7 protein-coding genes are annotated in these 4,338 nt (G+C 60.2%); 2 read left to right on the top strand and 5 right to left on the bottom strand.

Translation table 11 applies throughout. From position 1 onward, the window contains the following. From JZ791_RS43575 to JZ791_RS43555, 5 genes are all read right to left on the bottom strand, one after another. Window positions 1–996 (bottom strand): PPE domain-containing protein (locus JZ791_RS43575; protein WP_216903763.1); only part of this gene is annotated, 996 nt, incomplete at its 3' end. A 26-nt stretch (window positions 997–1,022) separates the two neighbouring features. Beyond that, window positions 1,023–1,418 (bottom strand): hypothetical protein, encoded by a 396-nt coding sequence (locus JZ791_RS43570; protein ID WP_216903761.1) that lies wholly within the window; start codon window positions 1,416–1,418, stop codon window positions 1,023–1,025. Window positions 1,419–1,448: 30 nt separating this feature from the next. Next, window positions 1,449–1,964 carry a DUF3558 domain-containing protein gene (locus tag JZ791_RS43565; RefSeq protein WP_254207368.1) on the bottom strand — a complete coding sequence of 172 codons (516 nt, stop codon included), beginning with the start codon at window positions 1,962–1,964 and terminating at the stop codon, window positions 1,449–1,451. Between the two features lie 176 nt (window positions 1,965–2,140). Continuing rightward, window positions 2,141–2,344, bottom strand: a complete 204-nt coding sequence (locus JZ791_RS43560; protein ID WP_216903757.1) for a DUF397 domain-containing protein — start codon at window positions 2,342–2,344, stop codon at window positions 2,141–2,143. Continuing rightward, entirely contained in the window at window positions 2,334–3,224 is an 891-nt protein-coding gene (locus JZ791_RS43555) for a helix-turn-helix domain-containing protein (RefSeq protein WP_216903755.1), read from the bottom strand. Before JZ791_RS43555 ends, JZ791_RS43560 begins: the two co-directional genes overlap by 11 nt. A gap of 292 nt (window positions 3,225–3,516) precedes the next feature. Between JZ791_RS43555 and JZ791_RS43550 the strand changes: the two genes are divergently transcribed. Together JZ791_RS43550 and JZ791_RS43545 are read left to right on the top strand one after the other, a co-directional pair. Beyond that, window positions 3,517–3,786, top strand: coding sequence for a hypothetical protein (locus JZ791_RS43550; protein WP_216903753.1), 270 nt, complete (start codon window positions 3,517–3,519; stop codon window positions 3,784–3,786). Between the two features lie 73 nt (window positions 3,787–3,859). Continuing rightward, entirely contained in the window at window positions 3,860–4,204 is a 345-nt protein-coding gene (locus tag JZ791_RS43545) for a hypothetical protein (protein WP_216903751.1), read from the top strand. Window positions 4,205–4,338: the final 134 nt, after the last annotated feature.

The raw sequence follows: 4,338 nt of genomic DNA, 5'->3' as shown, positions 1-4,338 counted from the left end.
GAGCCCGGACCCGTCGTACCCCGCCGTCGCGGTGGACGGACTCAACGACGAGGGCGACGTCGCGCCGGTCGGTTGACCGGTCAACGCATCCGGCAGGTTCAAACTCGACGGGGTGGTCGCATTATCCGAACTGCTGGGCTGGGTGTCGGTAGAAGTGCTTGGACCGGGAGTGCTCGCGGTCGAGGGGCCCGGTCCGGGACCGGGACTGGAGACACTCGGACTGGGGCCCGGTCCCGGATTCGACGGGGGAACGTTCTGGGAGTTATCGGCCTGGGTGACGCCCGGCATCGTGGGGACGTTCGTATCCGCCTCGGGCAGATACCGAGCGTAGACGTTGTTCATCACCGCACGCGCCTCATTCTGGGCGTTACTGGTACGGCCATGATCAGCCATCAACTGACCACCGAACGACAATGTACCCCCACCCGGGATCGCGCTCGCAACAGCGTCAGTGATAATGCCGGTCCAAGAGTGTGACCGACTCGCAGGCTTATCGGGAATTTGATTCTTGACCTGGATAAGCGTAGCCGTGGCATCGGAAATCTTGTTGGCGACCAGGTTTGCGGCATCCTGCAATGACCCAACATCGTCAACGTATTTGTTGACTGCAGCGGCAGCTGCATCAGCCGAAGCCCCTGACCAGCCGTTGCCGATCAGATCGTGGATAGTCTTTTGAAACGCAACAGCTTTATCGCTCACATCTTTGGCCATCTTCTGCCAATTATCAGAACTGCTGGTTAGCCCGTCTGGAACGATCGAATCTCGATACTTGACGAGATCGTCATGCGACATTCCATCGAAGTTCTCCATCTTCGGCAGTACCGTCTCCGGCAAGTACTGGCCATGGAAACTCTGTGAGAATCTCGCATTCTGCGCCTGCGCAGTGGCACGGGCCTGCTGCCCCGCCGTAACAGCGTTCTGTTCGCTCTGCGTTGGGCTGACACTGCTACTGAACAGGCCCGTTATATTACTAATGAAGCCGTCTAAACTAACCATCAGATCCCCCTTTCAATCCTTACATGCTAGCCGACATTCCGTGTTACAGCCCTGATTTTAGCCTGCGTTTCTGAATCAGCATGCTGGAAAGCCTGACCCGCCTTATTAAACATATCAATCATTCCCTGAACAGTCTCTACATGCTGCTGCAAAGCAAAAGCAAGCGAACCAGAACCCGGGGTTGTACTACTGCCAAGATCGTCAAACTTTGAGCCAAGGGCCGTCGCTGAACCTAGACTTCCAAATGCATCTGCACGTACCAGCCGCTGCGTCTTGTTAGATAGGGTCCGAAGATCTTGAATATAACTGTTACAACAAGCGACCAACTTGCCGACAATGTCGTCGTTGATCATAAACTTGCCCGATTGCGCAGCAGAGCCAAGATTAGCGAATGTCTGCTTCATATCATTTGTGTCAGCCATTTTTTACTCCGATATCAATGGCGGTCAAGACTACTGCGGAATCCACTGATTTAACGCCTTGACCGATCGAACTGCAATCGCACAGTAATCACCGGCCGTTGCAGCTCCTGCTGATTGCCTGATAACAACCTCAACAACCCCTTTCGATGTGGCAAAATCGACACCACAATCGTCCGTGTTGTCACCCTCGCGGGAGGTCACCGCCTTGCGCCCGTCTATCTCAATATCTTGCTGGTGCGTAAGGTGGGGGTTGGCGCGAACATCGGCCAGCGTATGTGACGTTGCGTCGACATCCATGAAGTAAGTATCAGAGTTCCAACCGCAGATCTTCCACCCTGGCCCGTTCCCTACCCCACTCGTATCTTTCGTGCTCGGATCGACACCGGTTGCCGCGACCGCACTGTCCGGCAAGCTGCACGGATCCCAGATCTGCGCCTCCGACAGCGTCGTCGTGGCAGCCGCCTGCGGCTGACCAGACTGCGACTTACTACACCCAGCCACCGCCAGCACAGCGCACAGCCCAGCTACAACAGCTACGGTTCGCATGCAGAACCCCCGATCGTCCAGACTAAAGTTTGGCCAACTCTAGCAACTGGTAACCCCCGTCTCGACCTCTGCGGCTCATGTTACCGGCACGGATCGGCGCGGAGAAGACTACGGCCCTGCTCCCGGGCTTACCGGAAGCAGGGCCGTTCACCGCCTTCTGAGGATCTCGGTTCGGACTATCGATCGAACTGACCGTCTGCGATACCGGCGGTGAAGGCATCCCATTCGGCAGGGGCAAACAGCAGCGCCGGACCGGCGGGGTTCTTCGAGTCACGAACACCGACCAAGTCCTCATCGAGATGAGCAACCTCGACACATTCGTTGCCGCTGGTGCTGTAGCTACTCGCGCACCACCGGACATCGGACAGGTCAATGCTCATTTCGGTACTCCTCCACTATCGACCCGATAAGGTTTCGAGTGTCGTTCTCACCCAATGCTACTCGGTCGAGGGCAGCGCAAGCCGTCTGATACTGCTCGACCTCGCTGGGCGTCTCCACATAGAGGTTGCCCGTGTACCCCTCCACGTACACCACGGGCGGCTCGCTCAACGCCGGATTCAGATGCCTCGGGAACTCCAGGTACACAAAATCTTTCGTGGTCAAACCCAGGTGATTCGGCGCGTCGAACGGGACGATCCGCAGCGAGACGGTCGGCAGCGCGGCGAGTTCCGCCAGCAGTCTCAGTTGTTCGCACATGACACGCACGCCGCCGACGCGGTGGCGCACCACGGCCTCGCCGAGATACGCCTCGAACGCCAGGCCCGCCGTATCGCACAGTCGCGCTTGCCGTCTCGAGATCAGCTCGACCTCGCGCTCCCGATCGACCTCGCGCCCCTGCTCCTGCGACATCTCCCACATCGCCCGCCGATAACCGGGCGTCTGTACCAGGCCCGGCAGCGTCGTCGACTGCCACGACACGATGCGAGAGGCCGACTGCTCGAGCCCGACGTACAACTCCACCTGCGGCACAAGGGCATCGGTGTACGACTGCCACCACCCGTCCTTCTTCGACTCCCGCACCAGCCATCGCAGTTCTTCCCGATTCGATTCCTGCGCCTCGTACAGGTTGCACAACGCGTCCACGGCCATTCGCTTGACGTCCCTGATCCGCCCGGACTCCAAGCGCCACAGGGTCTGTGCACCCATCCCGACCAGCGACGCGGCCTGCGCGCGGGTCAATCCGCGATGCTCCCGCATGTCCCGTAGTCGGTGGCCGAGCACGCGGCGCGGCAGGGTCGTGGATATCGCTGTTTTCGCCATGGGAAACACCTACCTTTCATTTATCGATCCCCTACAAATGAGTTCGGAGGGGCGCCATACGCTGAATGGAATGAATTCCCCTCCGGCCGAAACCGATCGGCATGCTCCAACGTACCCCGATCGATGATTAACTGGCCATGATTTTCCGTTACACAACATCTGACGGAGGGGGTTCGATGCGCTACTTCGAATGGAATAGTCAATATGGAATATCATCCGGCGCGGAATATTTGAATTGGAATATTCCGCCGAGATCATCCCGATTCACCCCGGCGGGCGCCGCGTGAGTCGAATGACCGAGCGCGACGCACACCTGACCTTCGCCCAGGCCGGCGTACTGCGTGCCCTGAACATCCCGGGCGAACTCACCGAACCGCAGATTCGCTTCGAGACCGGCCTGACCGTCGGGGCGACCCGGCAAACCGTGGTGAACCTGGTTCAACGGGCCCTCGTCGTCACCCCCAGGCCCGGCCGCTACCAGATCACCAGGCTGGGCCGAAACACCCTGGCCGCGACCGCGTCCGGCTATGGGCAAGAAATCACCCGACGCAGACACAGGTGAAACCGCGACAGGCTCGCCCACCCGCCGCTGCCCGACATCGAATGCTGCGGCCCGACACCACGAGGAACCGAACATGCTGTACTACACCAGGACCGGCGAGACCATCGTCATCCCCAGCGAGATCTGCCCGCGAGCAGACCTCGGCCTCGCCCATCACCAGATGCAACGCCACCTCTCCTGTCGCATCGACCACTGCGCCTGGAAATGGGTCGCCTACACCACCTTGATCCACCACGGCCACGTCGTCCCCGCCGAATTCGGCCCACTCGACCGCGCGGAACAACGCGGACTGCACCTGCCCGCCACCAGCCTGTCGCCCGCGACCATGCCCGAGCCCCAACCCTTCTGGCAACTCGGCGACAACCTCGACCGCCTCACCGGACAGCTCCGCGACCCGAACGCCGGAGGCGCCGAGTAATGACCTCGAACATCGTGACCATCCTCGCCGGATCCGTCGTCCTACTGCGAGCCGGCTGCCTCTGGCCGGTGAACCATCCGCCGCACGCGACCACCCGCCGCGCCACCCCACCCCCATGCTGGCGCTTATACACA

Source organism: Nocardia alni (assembly GCF_019038435.1).
Lineage (GTDB): Bacteria > Actinomycetota > Actinomycetes > Mycobacteriales > Mycobacteriaceae > Nocardia > Nocardia alni.
This window is presented reverse-complemented; position numbering and strand designations above follow the sequence as displayed.

What these genes read in the sequence shown, in the direction of transcription:
- JZ791_RS43565 (WP_254207368.1), bottom strand. Translation starts at nt 1,964, where the DNA reads ATGCGAACCGTAGCTGTTGTAGCTGGGCTGTGCGCTGTGCTGGCGGTG.
- JZ791_RS43560 (WP_216903757.1), bottom strand. Translation starts at nt 2,344, where the DNA reads ATGAGCATTGACCTGTCCGATGTCCGGTGGTGCGCGAGTAGCTACAGC.
- JZ791_RS43550 (WP_216903753.1), top strand. Translation starts at nt 3,517, where the DNA reads ATGACCGAGCGCGACGCACACCTGACCTTCGCCCAGGCCGGCGTACTG.
- JZ791_RS43570 (WP_216903761.1), bottom strand. Translation starts at nt 1,418, where the DNA reads ATGGCTGACACAAATGATATGAAGCAGACATTCGCTAATCTTGGCTCT.
- JZ791_RS43545 (WP_216903751.1), top strand. Translation starts at nt 3,860, where the DNA reads ATGCTGTACTACACCAGGACCGGCGAGACCATCGTCATCCCCAGCGAG.
- JZ791_RS43555 (WP_216903755.1), bottom strand. Translation starts at nt 3,224, where the DNA reads ATGGCGAAAACAGCGATATCCACGACCCTGCCGCGCCGCGTGCTCGGC.